This is a genomic window from Neisseria sp. P0021.S007, from assembly GCF_051956855.1.
Map to the genome: position 1 here is coordinate 1 of NZ_JBQCXA010000236.1, position 911 is coordinate 911.

General features: G+C 55.2%; 1 protein-coding gene. It reads right to left on the reverse strand.

The window, feature by feature from the left end; all coding sequences use genetic code 11:
• Positions 1 to 911, reverse strand: a 911-nt coding sequence (locus ACTHUR_RS12495; RefSeq protein ID WP_440398805.1) for a choline/carnitine O-acyltransferase, incomplete at both ends; no start/stop codon positions are given.

Genomic DNA, 911 nt, shown 5'->3' on the forward strand with positions numbered 1-911 from the left:
TCGTTGGAAACGGGGCGCACACATTCGGTGCGGCCGTTTTTGAAGTGGCTCACGTCAACGGCTTCGTATGTGTTGCGGACGCTGCCGTAGGTGGTGAGCTGGGCATATTGCAGGAGGAACTGCATCAATGCGTCTTGGCTCATGCCTTGGGGAATGGTTAAGCCGTTGAACGGTATGGTAACGCTGGTTACGTGCATCTGGTCAGCCTGTTTGGCATAGTTTTGCTGCCAGTTGTCCCAGTTTTTCAGCAAGTCGGCATCCAACTGCCATTCGTAGCGGTGGACAGCAGGGCGGGTTTTCTTGCCGCCGCGTGCAGCCAGTTTGGCTGCGGCAAGGGTAACGATGCCTTTGAGCGCGCCACCGTCAGCCCAAGTGTGTTCGCAATGCAGATACAGGCGTTTGGTGCTGGTGTTGTAGCAATAGGTGGTGGGTTTGTAGCACCAAACGTTTTGCTTGGGTTGGAACGTGGTTTGCGCCAAATCGCTGTCGGCATCGAGATCTTCACTGCTGATGCTGATGTGGAACAGGTCTTGTTCGATGTGTTCCAGCAGGCGGGTGTTGTCGTCATGCTGTTGCAGGGCTTGGTACACGCGGGCGGTTTCGTTGCCGCCCAAGTAGCAGGGTACGGCTACCGAATATTTGTTTTGATGGGTATCGGAAAGGATTTCTTCAAATGCCTGTTTGAACGCATCGGGATGGTAGGCTTCAAATTGTTCGTCGAGCGCGGCAATGCGGTAGTAGAAGCCGTTGTGCAATATGCCGATGTGGCGGCTGCCGTTGGGTGAGAAGCGGAAGCCGTCGACTTCTTTTTGCGGCACGCGCGCGGCGCCTTGCAAAATTTTCCATTGCTCCATGCATACGGGCGTACCTTGCGGGGTTTGCGGCACGGGAATGCGCTGATGGTGATAATC